At 60.3% G+C, this 18,024-nt stretch carries 15 protein-coding genes; 11 read left to right on the forward strand and 4 right to left on the reverse strand.

The window, feature by feature from the left end:
• Nucleotides 1-110: 110 nt before the first annotated feature.
• Nucleotides 111-2,612: a LuxR C-terminal-related transcriptional regulator gene (locus FBY10_RS28410; protein ID WP_131700265.1), complete on the forward strand. Its 2,502-nt coding sequence runs from the start codon at nt 111-113 to the stop codon at nt 2,610-2,612.
• Here the strand turns inward: FBY10_RS28410 and FBY10_RS28415 are convergent.
• The gene (locus tag FBY10_RS28415; RefSeq protein ID WP_145338503.1) at nt 2,609-3,481 is read right to left on the reverse strand and encodes a helix-turn-helix domain-containing protein; all 873 of its coding nucleotides are present in this window, start codon (nt 3,479-3,481) and stop codon (nt 2,609-2,611) included. The genes FBY10_RS28410 and FBY10_RS28415 overlap by 4 nt on opposite strands.
• 136 nt (nt 3,482-3,617) lie before the next feature.
• Between FBY10_RS28415 and FBY10_RS28420 the strand changes: the two genes are divergently transcribed.
• The gene (locus FBY10_RS28420; protein WP_145338502.1) at nt 3,618-4,529 is read left to right on the forward strand and encodes a DMT family transporter; all 912 of its coding nucleotides are present in this window, start codon (nt 3,618-3,620) and stop codon (nt 4,527-4,529) included.
• A gap of 65 nt (nt 4,530-4,594) precedes the next feature.
• On the opposite strand, the gene norR is transcribed toward FBY10_RS28420, so the two are convergent.
• Nucleotides 4,595-6,139 (reverse strand): nitric oxide reductase transcriptional regulator NorR, encoded by a 1,545-nt coding sequence (gene norR / locus FBY10_RS28425; protein WP_145338501.1) that lies wholly within the window; start codon nt 6,137-6,139, stop codon nt 4,595-4,597.
• 147 nt (nt 6,140-6,286) lie between these two features.
• Here norR and hmpA point away from each other — a divergent pair, with 147 nt between their 5' ends.
• The 9 genes from hmpA to FBY10_RS28475 all read left to right on the forward strand — a co-directional run bounded on the left by hmpA (nt 6,287) and on the right by FBY10_RS28475 (nt 15,784).
• Nucleotides 6,287-7,468, forward strand: a complete 1,182-nt coding sequence (gene hmpA, locus FBY10_RS28430; protein WP_145338500.1) for an NO-inducible flavohemoprotein — start codon at nt 6,287-6,289, stop codon at nt 7,466-7,468.
• A 150-nt stretch (nt 7,469-7,618) separates the two neighbouring features.
• Nucleotides 7,619-8,125, forward strand: a complete 507-nt coding sequence (locus FBY10_RS28435; protein WP_131700270.1) for a disulfide bond formation protein B — start codon at nt 7,619-7,621, stop codon at nt 8,123-8,125.
• 791 nt (nt 8,126-8,916) lie between these two features.
• Nucleotides 8,917-9,858, forward strand: a complete 942-nt coding sequence (gene cyoA / locus FBY10_RS28445; RefSeq protein WP_027607622.1) for a ubiquinol oxidase subunit II — start codon at nt 8,917-8,919, stop codon at nt 9,856-9,858.
• A gap of 3 nt (nt 9,859-9,861) precedes the next feature.
• Nucleotides 9,862-11,880 (forward strand): cytochrome o ubiquinol oxidase subunit I, encoded by a 2,019-nt coding sequence (gene cyoB, locus FBY10_RS28450; protein WP_131700271.1) that lies wholly within the window; start codon nt 9,862-9,864, stop codon nt 11,878-11,880.
• A gap of 3 nt (nt 11,881-11,883) precedes the next feature.
• Entirely contained in the window at nt 11,884-12,510 is a 627-nt protein-coding gene (locus FBY10_RS28455) for a cytochrome o ubiquinol oxidase subunit III (protein WP_131700272.1), read from the forward strand.
• A complete protein-coding gene (gene cyoD / locus FBY10_RS28460) occupies nt 12,510-12,851 on the forward strand; it encodes a cytochrome o ubiquinol oxidase subunit IV (RefSeq protein ID WP_131700273.1) in 342 nt (113 codons plus the stop codon). Before FBY10_RS28455 ends, cyoD begins: the two co-directional genes overlap by 1 nt.
• Before the next feature lie 11 nt (nt 12,852-12,862).
• Nucleotides 12,863-13,750, forward strand: coding sequence for a heme o synthase (gene cyoE, locus FBY10_RS28465; protein WP_027607620.1), 888 nt, complete (start codon nt 12,863-12,865; stop codon nt 13,748-13,750).
• A 103-nt stretch (nt 13,751-13,853) separates the two neighbouring features.
• Nucleotides 13,854-14,552 carry a 7-cyano-7-deazaguanine synthase QueC gene (queC, locus tag FBY10_RS28470; protein WP_145338499.1) on the forward strand — a complete coding sequence of 233 codons (699 nt, stop codon included), beginning with the start codon at nt 13,854-13,856 and terminating at the stop codon, nt 14,550-14,552.
• A gap of 149 nt (nt 14,553-14,701) precedes the next feature.
• Nucleotides 14,702-15,784, forward strand: a complete 1,083-nt coding sequence (locus tag FBY10_RS28475; protein WP_145338498.1) for a pyridoxal phosphate-dependent aminotransferase — start codon at nt 14,702-14,704, stop codon at nt 15,782-15,784.
• A 48-nt stretch (nt 15,785-15,832) separates the two neighbouring features.
• Here FBY10_RS28475 and FBY10_RS28480 read toward each other — a convergent pair whose 3' ends face one another.
• Together FBY10_RS28480 and FBY10_RS28485 are read right to left on the reverse strand one after the other, a co-directional pair.
• On the reverse strand, nt 15,833-16,549 hold the full coding sequence (locus FBY10_RS28480; protein WP_145338497.1) for a hypothetical protein: 717 nt from the start codon (nt 16,547-16,549) through the stop codon (nt 15,833-15,835).
• 130 nt (nt 16,550-16,679) lie between these two features.
• Complete coding sequence (locus FBY10_RS28485; RefSeq protein WP_145338496.1) at nt 16,680-17,930, reverse strand: aspartate aminotransferase family protein; 1,251 nt, start codon at nt 17,928-17,930, stop codon at nt 16,680-16,682.
• Nucleotides 17,931-18,024 lie beyond the last annotated feature (94 nt).

Consider the following 18,024-nt stretch of genomic DNA (forward strand, 5'->3'; position numbering starts at 1 on the left):
GTTTTGTGCATGGCCTTCAATCACCCTGCTGAATACTTCTTCAACAACCACCCGCCACAGGACTAGGGTAAGCACCAGGTTGCATAACAATAAAAAAGCAGGATGCAGCAATGACTGCCATGACACGCTGCCTGGACCGTCCTGGATTCATGCCCCGGCTGTCCGCTCACCATCTGCTGCGCCCCCGCCTGGCCGAGCCCTTGCTGACGGCCCCGGCCAGGGTCAAATTACTCTGCGCCCCCGGTGGCAGTGGCAAGAGCGCGCTGCTCGCCGAATGTGCGTTGCAGGCGCCTGCGGGTTGCCAGGTGTACTGGTTGCCGCTTAATGGCGCGACCCTCAGCCCCCTCGACCTGTGCCTGCGGCTCGCGCAAAACCTGGGCCTGACGTTTACCGATGAAACCACCTTGCTGCTCGACCTCAGCCGCTGGCAGGCCTCGGCATGGCTGTTCCTCGATGATTTTTGCCGCTTGCCAACGCCCGACACCGACGCCTTGCTCGACCGTCTGCTCACCGCCAGTAGCCCGGCCCTGACTTGGTGGCTGGGCGCGCGGCGGCGACCGGCGTGCAACTGGCCGCGCCTGCTGCTCGACGATGAGTTGCTCGAATGTGGCGCAGAACTGGCCTTCAACCCTGCGGAAATCCAGCAACTGCTCAGCCATGCGCCCGCGCATTCGGTCGACAGCGTGCTGCAGTTCAGCGCCGGCTGGTGCGCGGGTGTGCGCATCGCGCTGCTGGGCGATGGGCACCCCGACAAGACCTTGCTCGACTACCTGCAACACGAGCTGTTCAGCACACTGCCGCCGGAACTGGCGGAGGCCTGGCGCGTACTGGCGCATCTGCCGCGCTTCAACACCGGCCTGTGCGAGCACTTGTTCGGCGCGGGTGACGGTGACCAGTACCTGAGGGATTTGCAGGTGCTCGGCGCCTTTATCCAACCGTGGGAAGACACCGGCTGGCTGCAGGTTTTTCCGCCCCTGGCGCGCCTGATGCAGGACGAGCCCTGGCCGGCCAAACGCTCCTGGCATCGGCGCGCCTGCCAATGGTTCTGCGCCGAACAGGACTGGCAGGCCGCCTTCGAACAGGCGCTGCTGGCCGAAGAATATGAAATGGCGGTGAGCCTGTTGCAGCACTTCAGCTTCGAGGACCTGTTCCGCCAGCAGAATGCCGTCTTGCTGTTGCACCTGCATGAGCAGCATGGCGATGAATTGATGCTCGGCTCGGCGCAACTGGTGGGGCTGGTGACGGCGGCGTTGCTGTTTGCCGGGCGCTTCGAACAGGCGGCGGTGTGCATCGATCAACTGGCCCGGTTTGCCCCGCAACCGACGGCGGCGCAACAGCGGTATTTATTGGCGCGCTGGCAGGCGCAATGGGGCTGGTTGCTGCACCTGGGCGGCGATGCCGAGGGCTCGCGCCTGCATTTTCTTGAGGCGCTGCAAGCCTTGCCCGACAGCGCGTGGACCTCGCGGCTGATGTGCCTGTCGGGCCTGACCCAGCAAGCCTTGTTGCGCGGCGAACTGGACGTGGCCCAAGGCCTGAACCGTGAAGCGCTGTGCCTGGCGCGCGCCCATGGTTCGTTACTGTTGGAGGCGCTGCTTGAGCTGGATCACGCTCAATTGCTGGAACAGCGCGGTGCACCGTACAGGGCTCAGAGCCTGCTGGAAAATGTACAAGCCATATTGCTTGAACAGCGGCTCAAGGCCGGTCCCTTGGTGGGGCGTATTGCCTTGCGACGCGGGCACCTGGCCTTGCGCCAAGGCCAGGACAGCCTGGCGGCCGAGTGTTTCGACACGGGCTTGAAGATGTGCCTGCACAGCCAGGACAAGCGCGTGCTCTACGGCTTTCTCGGCCTGGCGCTGTTGGCTGCCAACCGTGGCGATTACGCCCAGGCCTTTATCCAGTTGCGTGAGGCCGAGCGGCTGATGCAGCAACGCCAGGTTCCGGACACGGTGTACCGCGCGGTGCTGCTGTTGGTCAGCGGGCACTTCTGGTTGCAGCAGGGGCGCGCCGAATTGACCGTGGAAGCGGTGCGCCGCGTGCTGCGTCACTTTCGTGGGCCGCAGGCCAAGCAAGCACCGCCGGCCACCCTGGAACTGATCCCGCGTCTTGAATACCTGTTGGTGCTGGCGGAGGTGAAACTGGGCTGCGCCGATCAACCGGTGGAACGGCTCAACGCCTTGCTGCAAGCCACCCATCAGCGCGGCATGCTTTGCCTGGAAATCGAACTGCACCTGGTGCTGGGCGAAGTCGCCTGGCAGTTGGGGGATCCGGCCTCGGCGCGCCGCTCGCTGCAAGCCGGCCTGGAACTGGCCGGGCGTTGCCAGGTGCAACAAGCGATTCGCGAACTGCGTTTGCGTGCGCCGGGATTGCTGAGTGAGCTGGGCCTGGAACCTCAGGCATCAACACCCGGCACGGTGGAAAACCCCTTGAGTCAGCGCGAACTGGAAGTGCTGCAACTGATCGCCCTAGGCAGTTCCAACCTCGAGATCGCCGACCGCCTGTTTATCTCCCTGCACACCGTCAAGACCCACGCGCGGCGCATTCACAGCAAACTCGGTGTAGAGCGGCGCACCCAGGCGGTGGCCAAGGCCAAGACCTTGGGCTTGATGGTTTAGATGAACGCCTGACGGTATTCGCCGGGCGTGGCGCCCGTGGCCTGGCGGAAGCGATGGGTAAAGTGGCTGGCGCTGGAAAAACCGCACAGCAAGGCAATCTCGCCCAACGGCAGGGCGCCGCCACGCAGCAGGTTTTGCGCGCGGGTCAGCCGGCGCGCCAGCAGGTACTGATGGGGCGGCAGGCCGAAACTCTGGCGAAACATCCGTGCGAAATGGTACTCCGACAACGTACATAACCCAGCCAGTTGCCCAAGGCTGATGGGGTCTTCCAGGTGCTGGTCGATGTAGTCCACCAGCAACCGTCGTTGGTAGGCGGCCAGCCCGCCTTTTAAACGCAGGCCTTCGCGGGCGCCCACCTGGCTGAGCAGGGTGTGGCTGAGCATTTCATGGGCGAGGCTGCTGGTGAGCAGGCGTTCGGCGGGCTCGTGCCAGTTGAGGGCGATCAACTGGTGGAAGCGTCGGGCCAGGCGCTGGTCTTCCAGGAAGGTACTTTCCCGCAGTTCCAGCGTGCGCGGTTCGCGGTCAAGCAGGGTAACGCAGCCCAGGGCAAATTGTTGCGGGCTGAAATACACGTGGGCCAGGCGGATTTCACCGTTGATCACCCAGGCCGATTGGTGCTCGGCAGGCAGGATGCACAGCTTGTCCGGTCCACCCTTGGTGCCCGGTTGGCCCCGCCGAAACGTGCCGGTGCCGCCACCGACATAGCAGGACAAGGTGTGATGGCTGGGCGCCTGGTAGTCCTGGGAATCATGATGGTTGCTCCACAAGGCCGCGGACAAGCCGTCACCGAGCTCGGCGCAGGCTTCCAGGCGTGCGTTGGGCGAGCGGTTAAGGGCTTGGAAGACTTGCAGGGATTCCAGGTCTGACATGGTGTGTTCTCCGACGCCTTGCATCCTACTCCGCGATACGGGCGCTGTGATCCCATCGCCCGACAAAAGCGCAAGATTGTGCAAGAGCCTTGCCCGGGGTGAAGGCGACACTGTGGCTCAATCGATGGAGCCCGCTATGAACCTTTCCCTGTATCTACTCACCGTGCTGATCTGGGGCACCACCTGGATCGCCCTTAAATGGCAACTGGGCGTGGTGGCGATTCCCGTGTCCATCGTCTACCGCTTCGGCCTGGCGGCCCTGGTGTTGTTTGCGTTGCTGCTGGTCAGTCGCAAGTTGCAGGTGATGAACCGGCGCGGGCACCTGATCTGTGTGGCCCAGGGGCTGTGCCTGTTCTGCGTCAACTTCATGTGCTTTCTCACGGCCAGCCAGTGGATCCCCAGCGGCCTGGTGGCGGTGGTGTTTTCTACGGCCACGCTGTGGAATGCCCTGAACTCCCGGGTGTTTTTCGGCCAGCGGGTGGCGCGCACGGTGTTGATGGGCGGCGGCCTCGGGTTGGCGGGTTTGGGCTTGCTGTTCTGGCCGGAACTGGTGGGGCACACCGCCAGCCCGCAGACCTTGCTGGGTTTGGGGTTGGCGTTGCTGGGGACGATGTGTTTCTCGGCGGGCAATATGCTGTCGAGTCTGCAGCAGAAGGCCGGTTTGAGGCCGCTGACCACCAATGCCTGGGGCATGTTGTATGGATCTTTGATGCTGGCGACCTACTGCGTGGTGTGGGGCATTCCGTTTGAGATGGACTGGAGCACACGGTACATCGGTGCGCTGTGGTACCTGGTTATTCCGGGGTCGGTGATTGGGTTTACCGCTTACCTGACGTTGGTAGGGCGCATGGGGCCGGAGCGTGCGGCGTATTGCACGGTGCTGTTCCCGGTGGTGGCGCTGAATGTGTCGGCGTTTGCCGAAGGCTACCAGTGGACCGCGCCGGCGTTGGCGGGGTTGGTGCTGGTGATGCTGGGGAATGTGTTGGTGTTTCGTAAGCCTAAGGTGGCTCAGCCGGTGAATCCGATCCTTCAGGCAAAGCAGGTCTAGTGCGGGAGGGGGCAAGCCCCCTCCCATATTTCCTGCATTTCTCACAGTTGACTGAGTTGGCCTTGCTATCTCATACCGAGGCGCTTGGCCATTCGGCCCAGGTTGGCGCGGTCCAGGCCCAGTTCGCGGGCGGCGCCGGCCCAGTTGTGCTGGTGGCGCTCCAGGCAGGCGTTGATCACTTGGCGCTGGTAGTGCTCGGTGGCCTGGCGCAGGTCACCGGTGACGGCAAGGGCGGCTTCTGTCGGTGCTTCGATCACCGGCGCGCTGACATCGGGCAAGTCCAGGTCCTGGGCACTCAGGCTCAGAATCTTTGGACGCTCGCGACAGTTACCCAGTGCCTTCAGCGCACTGCGCCCGATCAAATGTTCCAGCTCCCGCACATTGCCCGGCCAGTTATAGGCCAGCAGCGCCGCTTGGGCATCGCTGGTCAGGCGCAGGCTGCCCAGGCCCATGCGTGAGCGGTTCTGCTCCAGGAAGAAGCCGGCCAGCAGCAACACATCACGCCCGCGCTCGCGCAGGGCCGGCACTTGCAGCGGGTACACGCTCAGGCGATGGTAGAAGTCGGCGCGGTAGCGGCCGTTGCGCACCTCGTCGGCGAGGTCGCGGTTGGTGGCGGCTATCAGGCGCACGTCCACCTGATGTTCCTTGTCCGAGCCCAGGCGCTGCAATTGGCCACTTTGCAGCACCCGCAGCAGCTTGGCCTGCACGCTCAGCGACAGCTCGCCCACTTCATCCAGAAACAACGTGCCGCCATTCGCCAGCTCGAACTTGCCGCGCCGTTCATTCAGCGCGCCCGTAAAGGCGCCGCGTACATGGCCGAACAACTCGCTTTCCACCAGGGTTTCCGGCAGGGCCGCACAGTTGAGGCTGATCAAGGGTTTATCTGCCCGGGACGACGCCGCGTGAATGGCCTGGGCCACCAGTTCCTTGCCCACCCCGGTTTCGCCGGTGATCAGCACCGTGAGGTCGCTGCCACCCACCAGCTTGATTTCATCCACCAGGCGCTTGTGGGTTTTACTCTGGCCGATCATTTCCTTGTGCTGCTGGCCGCTGGCCTGGCGGTAGATCTCGGCGCGCTGGTGTTCGTCTTCGGCCCGCAACGCCAAGCGTTCGATACGTTCGGCCACGTTGACGGTGGCGGCGGCGAGGCTGGCGAAGGCTTGCAAGGCTTCCAGTTCCACGCGTTCGAAGCGCTCGGTATTGAGGGCATCCAGGGTCAGCAGGCCCCAGGGCTGGTCGTCGACGAACAGCGGGCAGCCCATGCAGTCGTGCACTTGCAGATGACCGTGCAAGCCATCGACCAGGCCGTCGTAGGGATCGGGCAATTCGCTGTCACTGTCAAAGCGTGTGGGCCCAGGGCTGCTGAGCAGCACGGCGAAGCGCGGGTGTTCGCTGACCTTGAAGCGGCGGCCCAGAGTGTCTGCACTCAGGCCATCCACCGCCAGCGGTACCAGCGATTCGCCGTCCAGGCGCAACAGTGCGGCCGCATCACACGGCAATAGGGCGCGCATGGCTTGCAGCAGGCGTCGATAGCGTTCGCCTTCGGGCAGTTCCCGTGACAGGTCGGCGACCAGCGGCAGCAGGGTGGTGAGCAGCGAGTGTGCAGTCATAATGACTCCTTGTAGTCCTTATGACTATAAAGTGTAGGAGGTCATACTGACTACATATTATTCAAATCGTTGAAATGGAAGGATTTATTAGTTGGCATGAATACTGAGTAGCTAAGGGTAATCAGTAAAGAAGCCCAGGAGGCTCCCATGCTTAGTGCCCAAGACCGTGCCATCGTCAAATCCACCGTGCCCCTGCTGGAAAGCGGCGGCGAAGCGCTGATCACCCATTTCTACCGCATGATGCTCTCCGAGTACCCTGAGGTCCGCCCGCTGTTCAACCAGGCCCACCAGGCCAGCGGTGACCAGCCCCGCGCCCTGGCCAATGGCGTATTGATGTACGCACGGCATATCGACCAGCTCGACCAACTGGGCGACTTGGTGGCGAAGATCATCAACAAGCACGTGGCCTTGCAGATCCTGCCGGAGCATTACCCGATTGTGGGCGCTTGCCTGCTGCGGGCGATTTCCGAGGTGCTGGGCAGCGAGATCGCCACCCCTGAGGTGATGAGTGCCTGGGGCGCCGCTTACGGCCAACTGGCGGATATCCTGATTGGCGCCGAAGCGGCCATCTATGCCGAGAAAGCCCAGGCCCCCGGCGGCTGGCGCGGTGCGCGGGCGTTTACCGTGGTCAAGCGTGTGGAAGAGAGCGCCGAGATTACCTCCTTCTATTTCGCGCCGGTGGACAACGGGGCGATCCTCGCTGCCGCGCCGGGCCAATACATCGGCATGAAGCTGGTGCTCGACGGTGAGGAAGTGCGCCGCAACTATTCATTGTCGGCGTTGAGTGATGCGGGTCAGTACCGCATCAGCGTCAAGCGCGAGGCCGGCGGGCGGGTTTCCAACTACCTGCATGACCAGTTGCAGGTCGGTGCGACGATTGACCTGTTTCCGCCGTCGGGCGAGTTCACTCTGGCGGCCAGCGATAAACCGCTGGTGCTGATCAGCGGCGGGGTAGGGATCACCCCAACCTTGCCGATGCTGGAAGCGGCACTGGCCACCGAGCGTCCGGTGCACTTTATCCACTGCGCGCGCAATGGCGGGGTGCATGCGTTCCGTGATTGGGTGGATGCACTGGCGGCCAAGCACCCGCAGCTCAAGCGCTTCTATTGCTATGCCGAGGACGACGGCGTGAGCCCGGCGGCGGATACAGTCGGCCTGCTGAGCCAGGAGCAACTGGCGGCGTGGTTGCCGGAGCAACGTGACCTGGACGCGTACTTCCTCGGCCCTAAAGGTTTCATGGCGGCGATCAAGCGCCACCTCAAGGCCCTCGGTGTACCGGAAAAACAAAGCCGCTACGAATTCTTCGGCCCGGCTGCGGCGTTGGAGTAACACGGTCAAAAATGTGGGAGTGGGCTTGCCCCCTCCCACATTTGGATCTCTGTTCTTCCCGATTAATCCCCTGTTAACCCCTCTCTGTTTAAACCACTCTCTGTGTGTAAACTTGCGGCCATTGGCACAACCAAACAAAGGGATACGGGGATGAGTGACGAATTGCGTTTAGGCAGGGAGCGGCGCTTTCTGGTGTTGCTGGGCATCATCTGCCTGGCACTGATCGGTGGTGCGTTGTACATGCAGGTGGTGTTGGGCGAGGCGCCGTGCCCGTTGTGCATCCTGCAGCGCTACGCTTTGCTGCTGATTGCGATCTTTGCGTTCATTGGCGCGGCCATGCGCAGCAAAGGTGCTATCACGCTGTTCGAAGGCCTGGTGGTACTCAGCGCCCTCGGTGGGGTGGCCGCAGCCGGCCACCATGTGTACACCCAATTCTTCCCGCAGGTCAGCTGCGGCATCGATGTGCTGCAACCTATCGTCGACGACCTGCCCCTGGCCAAGGTTTTCCCGCTGGGCTTCCAGGTCGACGGTTTCTGCAGCACCCCATACCCGCCGGTACTCGGCTTGTCCCTGGCGCAATGGGCGCTGGTGGCGTTCGTGCTGACGGTCATCCTGGTGCCCCTGGGTATCTATCGTAATCGCCAGCGCAAGGCGTGAATCCATCAGCAAAACGCCCCGGCCCTTCTTCAAGGAAGGCCGGGGCGTTTTGCATGTAGGGTTTTGTGAACAGAACGTGACGCCGGACAATTTTGGGTGCGCGCAATGTGCGACATGTTGTCACACGGAAGCCGCCGCAGGACGTTTCTGACCTGCCAAACCAGCGCTTAAATTTGCAAGAAACCTCCAAGATGTGCTGTCAGTTCGTGGTTTGGGTGACAGCGCGTACCTCACGCCGTACAAGGCTTTGAGTGATGTCCGAATGCCTTGTTTTCTGGGGGGTTGGTTAGGTTTTGCAGGCCCTTACGGGGTGTAAGGGCCGTGACGGATTGCCCTATAACACGGCAATTTTTGTGGTTTTTGTTGGGAATCGAACGCGATAAGATCGCGAACCTTTGCAATATTGGTGAAGGATTATTGCTGTAATCGATAAAAATTATTTCTTTATAAGACATGGTTTATACATCGCCAGCTAACTACAATCGCCCGCACTGAATGTCCGGTGCTGCTCAATCTTTGAGCACTGGAGCGGTCGAGGGGCAGATGGACGGCTCTGTGCGACCCCAAGGTTCCGGCAGCCTTTCAACTATCCGCACCAAAGGGAATTGGTCTGTAACAAGGCCTTTAACCACGAAATCGAATAAGAACTCACCGCAGGCTCGTGAAGCGTACCTATATGACGTGACGGGCAGGCTCTTATTCAATCGAAGAGAAATGCCAACCCTTGGCAGGGTGAAGTGTTGGCGATCAAAACCCAACTGCATTGCGCAAGCTGCTTTAGAGGTCGTGAGATGAGTAAAAACAGGTACCCCCGATTACTAGGCTTTTTGCCGCTGCTTGGCATGATGTTAATGCTGGGAGGCTGCAAGTGGACCTTGATGGACCCGAAAGGACAGATCGGTCTGGATCAACGAAACCTGATCATCACTGCCACCCTGCTGATGCTGTTGGTCGTGGTGCCTGTGATCATCATGACCTTCGCCTTCGCCTGGAAATACCGCGCGTCGAACACCAGCGCGACCTACGCGCCGAAGTGGTCGCACTCCACCAAGATTGAAATCGCGGTGTGGCTGGTTCCGATCCTCATCATCATCGCCCTGGGTTACATCACCTATAAGTCGACCCACGAGCTGGACCCGTACCGTCCGCTGGAGTCCGACGTCAAGCCGATCAACATCGAAGTGGTCGCGCTGGACTGGAAGTGGCTGTTCATCTACCCGGACCTGGGTATCGCCACGGTTAACCAGATCCGTTTCCCGGAAAACACCCCGCTTAACTTCCGGATCACCTCCGACGCCGTGATGAACTCGTTCTTCATCCCAGCCCTGGGCGGTCAGATCTACGCGATGGCCGGCATGCAGACACGCCTGCACCTGATCGCCAACGAAAAAGCTGAAATGGAAGGCATCTCCGCGAACTACAGCGGCGCTGGCTTCACCGGCATGAAATTCAAAGCGATCTCGACGAGCCAGGAAGATTTCAACGCCTGGGTAGCCGAAGTCAAGGCCGCACCTAAACAGCTTGATCAAGCTGAATACGATGCCCTGACCAAACCAAGCCAGAACAACCCAGTCGCCCTGTACTCCGCGTATGAGCCGAACCTGTTTCAGAAAATCGTCGACAAGTACGAAGGTATGAAACCAGGCAAGCCGGTCAAGCACGAGAAGAAAGAAGTGGCCGCGGTTGAAGGTTCTGACACGGGCTCGCATTCAACTGCTGGGGCAGAGGAGTAAACGATGTTTGGTAAATTAAGTTGGGATGCGGTCCCGTTCCACGAGCCGATTGTGATGATTACCATCGCCATGATCGCGCTGGGTGGTCTGGCACTGTTTGCAGCAATCACTTATTTCAAGAAGTGGACCTACCTGTGGACCGAGTGGTTGACGTCGGTCGACCACAAGAAAATCGGCGTGATGTACATCATCGTTGCCATGGTCATGCTGCTGCGCGGTTTTGCCGACGCCATCATGATGCGTACCCAGTTGGCCATGGCCACCGAAGGTTCGCCTGGCTACCTGCCGCCTGAACACTATGACCAGATCTTCACCGCCCACGGTGTGATCATGATCATCTTCATGGCGATGCCTTTCTTCACCGGCCTGATGAACCTTGCGGTGCCGCTGCAGATCGGTGCGCGTGACGTTGCCTACCCGTTCCTGAACTCCCTGAGCTTCTGGCTGCTGGTTTCCGGCGTGGTGCTGATCAACGTGTCCCTGGGCGTCGGCGAGTTCGCCAAGACCGGTTGGGTTGCGTATCCGCCACTGTCTGGCTTGCAATACAGCCCTGGCGTGGGTGTGGACTACTACATCTGGGCGCTACAGTTATCAGGACTCGGGACGACGCTGACGGGGGTCAACTTCCTGGCCACCGTCCTGAAAATGCGCGCCCCTGGCATGAAACTGATGGACATGCCGATCTTCACCTGGACCTGCACCTGGGCAAACGTGCTGATCGTGGCTTCGTTCCCGATCCTGGCCGCTACCATGGCGCTGCTGTCGCTTGACCGTTACCTGGATTTCCACATTTTCACCAATGAACTTGGTGGCAATCCAATGATGTACGTGAACCTGTTCTGGGCATGGGGTCACCCTGAGGTGTACATCCTGATCCTGCCAGCGTTCGGTATCTTCTCCGAAGTGATCTCGACCTTTACCGGCAAGCGCCTGTTCGGTCACCACTCGATGGTTTATGCATCGGGCGCAATCTCTGTACTGGGCTTCATGGTGTGGCTGCACCACTTCTTCACCATGGGTTCGGGGGCCAGCGTCAACGCCTTCTTCGGCCTGGCGACGATGCTGATTTCCATCCCGACGGGGGTGAAGCTATTCAACTGGCTGTTCACCATCTATCACGGTCGTCTGCGCATGACCAGCCAGGTTCTGTGGACCCTGGGCTTCATGGTGACCTTCGCCATCGGCGGCATGACTGGCGTACTGCTGGCCATCCCGGGTGCTGACTTCGTACTGCACAACAGCCTGTTCGTGATCGCTCACTTCCACAACGTGATCATCGGTGGTGCTGTATTCGGTTACATCGCTGGTTTCAGCTTCTACTTCCCGAAAGCGTTCGGCTTCAAGCTGCACGAAGGTTGGGGCAAGGCTGCATTCTGGTTCTGGATCTCGGGCTTCTTCGTCGCGTTCATGCCGCTCTATGCACTGGGCTTCATGGGCATGACCCGTCGTCTGAACGCTACTACCAACCCTGAGTGGGTGCCGTACCTGTACGTTGCCATGTTCGGTGCAATCATGATCGCTGTGGGTATCGCCTGCCAGTTGATCCAGCTGTACGTGAGCATCCGTGACCGTAAGCAGAACGCTTGCGAATCCGGCGACCCATGGAATGGCCACACCCTGGAATGGTCGACCTCGTCGCCACCACCGTTCTACAACTTCGCGGTGATCCCGACTGCGAACACCATCGATGCGTTCACCGAAGCCAAGGAAGACGGTACTGCGTACCAGAAGCCTAAGCACTACGAGCCGATCCACATGCCAAGCAACACCGCCACTGGCGTGGTGATGGGTGCGCTGTTGACCGTGTTCGGTTTCGCGATGATCTGGCACATCTGGTGGCTGGCAATCGTGAGCCTGGTGGGCACCATCGGCTACTTCATTGTCCACGCAGCACGTGATGATCAAGGCTACATGGTGCCGGTCGAAACGATCGAGCGCATCGAAGCCGAGCAGCACGCTCGCCTGGTCGCCGAGAAGAAAATCCCGGCCAACCGTGTAGAAACCTCGTTGGAACAGGCTTAAACCATGTCGAACTTAGTGACCAATGCTGGACACGCCCATGTCGATGACCATGGGCACGATGACCATCACCACGACTCGGGGCCGATGACCGTTTTCGGTTTCTGGCTCTACCTGATGACCGACTGCATCTTGTTTGCGTCGATCTTCGCGGTGTACGCGGTACTGGTAAACAACGTAGCGGGTGGCCCGTCGGGCCACGACATCTTCGAACTGCCTTACGTGCTCGGCGAAACCGCCTTGCTGTTGTTCAGTTCGATCACCTACGGCTTCGCCATGTTGGCCTTCTACAAGGGCAACAAGAAAGGCGTGCTGACCTGGCTGGGTATGACCTTCCTGTTCGGCCTGGGCTTCATCGGCATGGAGATCAACGAGTTCCACCTGCTGATCTCCGAAGGCTACGGCCCGCACCGTTCCGGTTTCCTGTCGGCGTTCTTCACGCTGGTCGGCACCCACGGTCTGCACGTTACTGCCGGCCTGCTGTGGATGGCGGTGATGATTTATCAGGTCAATAAACACGGCCTGACCAACACCAACAAGACTCGCCTGACTTGCCTGAGCCTGTTCTGGCACTTCCTGGACGTGGTCTGGATCTGCGTCTTCACCGTTGTTTACCTGATGGGGACTCTGTAATGGCTAATGCACACTCCCATGACCATGACAGCCATGATTCGAGCCACGGCAGCGTTAAGTCGTACGCCATCGGCTTCATCCTGTCGGTAATCCTGACGCTCATCCCGTTCGGTCTGGTGATGTACCCGACCCTGCCGAAGTCGATCACTTTGATGATCGTGCTGGCGTTCGCGGTGATTCAGGTTCTGGTTCACCTGGTGTACTTCCTGCACCTGGATCGCTCTAAAGAGCAGCGCGATAACGTGGTTGCGTTCGTGTTCGCAGGCATAGTAATCCTGCTGCTGGTTGGCCTGTCGATATGGATCATGTTCAGCATCCATACGTTCATGATGGCGAAGTGAGGTAAGACCCGATGTCGCTTAAGCACTTTATCCAAATCACCAAACCGGGGATCATTTTCGGTAACGTGCTTTCTGTGGCGGGCGGTTTCTTCCTGGCCTCCAAGGGACATGTCGATCTGGCCATCTTCCTGGCTGCGATGATCGGTACGTCCCTGGTGGTGGCTTCCGGCTGTGTCTTCAACAACTGCATCGACCGTGACATCGACATCAAGATGGAGCGCACCAAGAATCGCGTGCTGGTCCAGGGCCTTATCTCCCTGAAACTGGCGCTGATTTTCGCGACCGTCCTGGGTGTTGCCGGTGTGGCGCTGTTGTACCAGGTGGCCAACCCGCTGGCGGCGTTGTTTGCCGTGATCGGTTTTGTCATCTACGTCGGCCTCTACAGCCTGTACCTCAAGCGCAAGTCGGTTCACGGCACGCTGGTGGGCAGTCTGTCGGGGGCGATGCCGCCGGTGATTGGTTATGTGGCTGTGACCAATAGCTTCGACATGGCTGCGCTGGTGCTGCTGGTGATGTTCAGCCTGTGGCAGATGCCGCATTCCTACGCCATCGCGATCTTCCGCTTCAACGACTACCTGGCTGCTTCGATTCCGGTCCTGCCGGTCAAGCGTGGCATCCAGGTCGCCAAGAAACACATCCTGCTCTACATCCTGGCCTTCCTCGTGGCGACCTTGATGTTGACCTTCAGTGGCTACGCCGGCATGAGCTACCTTGCCGTCGCCGCGGCCATGGGCATGTACTGGTTGTACATGGCCTGGACCGGCTACAAGGCGGTGGACGACACCGTCTGGGCGCGCAAGCTGTTCGTGTTCTCGATCTTCACCATCACCGCGCTCAGCGTGATGATGTCCCTGGATTTCCAAGTACCGAAAGAGCTGTTGCTGACCTACGCACACTGAGTGTCCGAGTAGTAAAAAGGCCCCGCCTTCGAAAGAAGCGCGGGGTTTTTTATTGAGTGAGCTTTAAACTACGACCCAACCCTACCCCGGCAGGAAGCAAGTGATGAGTAAAAAAGCCGTTATGGTGTTCAGTGGCGGTCAGGATTCGACGACCTGTCTGATCCAGGCGCTGCCGCTGTATGACGAAGTGCACTGCATCACCTTCGATTACGGTCAGCGTCATGTGGCGGAAATCGAAGTCGCCCAGCAACTGGCCAAGCAACTGGGGGCCACCGTTCACAAAGTGATGGACGTGTCCCTGCTCAACGAACTGGCGATCAGCAGCCTCACCCGCGACAACATCCCGGTGCCGACCGTGAACAGCTCCGGCGAAAGCCTGCCGAGCACCTTCGTGCCGGGCCGCAATATTCTGTTTTTAACCCTGGCGGCTATCTACGCGTATCAGGTTAAGGCCGAGACGGTGATCACCGGCGTGTGTGAAACCGACTTCTCCGGCTACCCCGATTGCCGTGATGAGTTCGTCAAAGCCTTGAACCAGGCCCTCAAGCTGGGCATGGAGTACGACGTGCGCCTGGAAACCCCGTTGATGTGGCTGAACAAGGCTGAGACCTGGGCACTGGCGGATTACCACCAGCAACTGGACCTGGTCCGCGAGCAGACCCTGACCTGCTACAACGGCGTTATCGGCACCGGCTGTGGCGAATGTGATGCGTGCAACTTGCGTGCACGTGGCTTGAATGACTACCTGCAAAACAAAGCAGCGGTCATGCAGGGCCTGAAGCGGAAGTTACAGCTGAACTAACCCCGACACGCACCAGAAAAAAGCCCCGTCTTCGCAAGTCGTACGGGGCTTTTTCATGGCGGCTCGGTTAAATCATTCGTTCCTTGTCTCGTCATACCCTTCTATACGAGCTGTGCGAATCCATCACCCGCCTACAAGGAGTAGCCACCATGGTCAGCGTTAGTCGTCGGTCCCTTCTCGCCCTGGGCGCAGCCCTGCCTTTGCTCGGGCGCCTGGATTGGGCGGTCGCCGCGCCCGCGCCGGCCAACGCTGACAAGGTACTGCTCAACTACAACGAAAGCCCCTACGGCCCCTCTACGGCGGCCCGCGAAGCGATGCAGCGCGGCATCGCGACAGCCGGGCGGTATCCGTACAAACACATGTACGCCTTGGCCGGCTTGTTTGCCCAGCAGCACGGGATTGCCGAAGAGCAGGTGGCGGTGTTCGCCGGCTCCATGGCCGCACTGCGCTACGCGGTGCTGGCGTTCACCAGCGAAACTCGCGGCCTGGTGATGGCCACGCCGTCCTACGAAGTACCGCGCCAGGCCGCCGAGTCCCGTAAGGCGCCGGTGCGCGAAGTGGGCCTTAATGCCGACCACGCCCATGACGTCCCCGCCATGCTCGCCGCCGATCCCCAGGCGGGGATGCTCTATGTATGCAATCCCAACAATCCGACTGGCACCATCACCTCCACTGAGGCTATTCGCCAGGCGCTGACGAACAAACCCAAGGGCAGCGTATTGGTGGTGGACGAGGCCTACATCGACTTTGCCGACACCCCAAGCGTGGTGAGCTGGGTCAAGGAGCATGACGACCTGTTGGTATTGCGCACCTTCTCGAAAATCTACGGCATGGCCGGCGCCCGCCTGGGCCTGGCGATCGGCCACCCGGCGCTGCTGGAACGGCTGGCGGTGTTCGGCGGTGACAATGTGCCGGCAGGTTCATCCTTGCTCGGCGGACTCGCCAGCCTGGAAGATGTGAAGCTGCTGCCACAACGCAAGGCGCTCAATGCCCAGTTGCGCGATGAAACAATCACCTGGCTCAAGGGCCGTGGCTTCACCTGCACGGCCTCCCAGGCCAACTGCTTCATGATCAATGTGAAGCAACCGGCCGAGCAGGTCATCGAGAAACTTGCCACGCAAGGCGTACTGATCGGGCGGGTGTGGAAAAACTGGCCGCAGTGGGTGCGCGTGACGGTGGGGAGCAAGCGGGAGATGGAGCGGTTTCGCGAGGTGTTTGCGGCGACGGTCTAGCGCCGATGTGGGAGGGGATTGCTCCCTCCCGCATTCAGTTCAGTGGTATCACTGTTGCGCGATGCTGTAACCCTCAAACGCCGTCTGCTGTTGCAGCGCAGTAATCACGCTCTTGCGGCTCAGCGGCTGCTCGACGCCGGCGTTATCCACAAAGCTTTCAACCTCCAGCTCTGCTTCATCGCCTTCGCCTACAAAGCTGAAACCCAGGAACTCGAACGCCTCACGGTCGACGTTCAACCGCGAGCGTGGCGTGCGCAGCGGCAGGGTGACGCTGATGCCGTCCTTGCTGATCACAAAAACTTCGGCTTCTTTCTTGGGGCGAGCAGTCTTGCCTTTGCCGGCGCTTGGGTTGCTGATGGCCTGGTGAGACTGGTTCAGCACTTTGAGGGCCAGCCCGTAGACCAGCTCCTGAAACTGCGGATCATCCTTGAAGCTCGACAGGATGCGGCTGATGGAGAACTTGCTGCTCAGGTCTTCAAGGGCGATGTTGTCAGCGGCTTCGGCGTCCTTGAGCTGCTTGAGCTGGCCCATCAGGTCGTAGGCCTTGTCGTCGTCGAAGGCGTCGTGGGCCTGGCGGATGGCGACGCGCAGTTCGCGGATCTGGTCGCTTTCCTTGGAGGTGTGAAAGGCGTCCAGCACCATCTCGCTGATGATCTTGGCGGCTGGCACATGCTGTGAAAGATTGATGGCGTTTTCGTATTCAGCTTTGGCGTGCAAGGCGACTACGGATTCTTCGGCGGATTGTTCGGTGTAAGAATCGGACATTGAAATTTCACTACTTCAGTAAACGGGAGACAAAAAAGCGTCGCGCATTTTCAGCGGGGAGGGAGGTCAGGTCAAGGCAGCACAATGCCCTTATCGCGGAGCAAGGCTGCCGACCGGCGGAGGCGGGGGGTTAAACCAACTGCTTGAGGCACGCCTGGAGAATATCCAGTCCTTCGTCCAGCACCGCAGGCTCAATGGTCAGCGGTGCCAATAGGCGGATGATGTGTCGCGACTTGCCGCTGGGCATCAACAGCAACCCGGCGTCTCGCGCCAGGCTCAGCAATTGGTTCAGTTGCTGGGGCGCGGGCGTGCCGTCGGCGCTGGTCAGTTCGATGCCGCGCATGGCTCCGACGCCGGTCAGGCGGCCCAGGTACGGTGAGAGGTGCTGCGAACGCCAGGCTTCATAGCGGCCGACGATGGCTGCTTCCTGCTGCGAGCCCCAGGCCTGCAAATGTTCATCGGTCATTGCATCGAGGGTGGCCAGCGCCGCTGCGCAGGCGATGGGGTTGCCGGAGTACGTCCCGCCCAACCCGCCTTTGGGCAGGTTATCCATCAATGCCTTGCGCCCGACCACCGCACCCAGCGGTACGCCGCCGGCGATGCTTTTGCCCAGCAGGATCAAATCCGGTTCGATGCCCAGGCGTGAGAAGGCAAAACGCTGGCCGGTGCGACCGAAGCCGGATTGGATTTCATCGGCAATCAGCAGAATGTTTTTCTCATCGCACAAACGCCGCAACGCCTGGGCGAACTCGATATCCAAGGCGAGGAAACCGGCTTCGCCCTGCACCGGCTCGATGATGAAACAGGCGACGTCATTGACGTCGATTTCCACGCTGAACAGGCGGTCCATGGCTTTCAGCGCTTCAGCGCAGCTCACGCCGTTATCGGCGCTGGGGTAGGGCAGGTGATACACCGGGCCGGGCAGTACGCCGACCTTTTGTTTGTAGGGCGCTACCTTGCCATTGAGGTTGAGGGTGGCCAGGGTGCGGCCGTGGAAGGCACCGTCAAAGGCGATCACCGCCGTGCGGCCAGTGGCGCCGCGGACGATCTTCAAGGCATTTTCTGCAGCTTCTGCGCCGCTGTTGGTGAGCATGCCGCTGACGGGGTAGTCCACCGGGATAAACCCGGTCAGGCGATCCATCAGTTCGATGTAGGGAGTGTGGGGCGCGGCGTTGAACGCATAGTGGGTCAACTTCGTCGCCTGTTCACGAATCGCCGCCACCACGCCCGGGTGGCAATGGCCAAGGTTGAGCACGCCGATCCCGCCGACAAAATCGATATAGCGTTTGCCCGTGGTGTCCCATACCTCGGCGTTCCTGCCATGGCTGAGGCTGATGGGATGAACGATGGAAATCGACTGGCTGATGGTTTCGCGGCTCATGAATCTCGGACTCGGCAGTGGCGGGCGTGTTTTTATCTAAGCCGTGGACCAGGCCCTGCCGCAAACGAAATAAAGTCGCCGGGTCATTCCAAAT

The sequence above is a fragment of the Pseudomonas sp. SJZ103 genome (assembly GCF_007828335.1).
Classification (GTDB): Bacteria; Pseudomonadota; Gammaproteobacteria; order Pseudomonadales; family Pseudomonadaceae; genus Aquipseudomonas.